A 405-nucleotide genomic window follows, 5' to 3' on the forward strand; every position below is an offset into this window, starting at 1 on the left:
GAAGGAGGCCTGGTCCGAAGGCACCACGGTCCGCGCGGTCGCCCTGTCCTCCCCGTCCGACCCGATCGGCGAGGTGCACCCGCCCGAGGTCCTCGCCGACCTGTTGCGGGTGGTCCGCGAGCACGACGTCGACCTGATCTCCGACGAGATCTACGCCCACGCCGTCTTCGGCGACCGCCCCTTCACCAGCGCCGCCGATCCGGCCGTCAACCCGCACTGGGCCGAGCGCACCCACGTGGTGTGGGGCTTCGCGAAGGACTTCGGGCTGCCCGGCCTGAAGACCGGCGTCCTGCACACCCGCGCCCCGCGCGTGCGCGACGCGGCCCGGGCGATGGCCTACTTCGCCCCCGTCTCCACCGCCACCCAGGCCACCCTCGCCGGGCACCTCGGGGGCCCGGCGTGGGT

General features: G+C 74.8%; 1 protein-coding gene. It reads left to right on the forward strand.

All coding sequences use genetic code 11. The features are described from left to right. On the forward strand, positions 1-405 hold a 405-nt coding region (locus G3I71_RS49115), incomplete at both ends, for an aminotransferase class I/II-fold pyridoxal phosphate-dependent enzyme (protein WP_164325481.1).

The sequence above is a fragment of the Streptomyces sp. SID12501 genome, assembly GCF_010550245.1.
Taxonomy (GTDB): Bacteria; Actinomycetota; Actinomycetes; order Streptomycetales; family Streptomycetaceae; genus Streptomyces.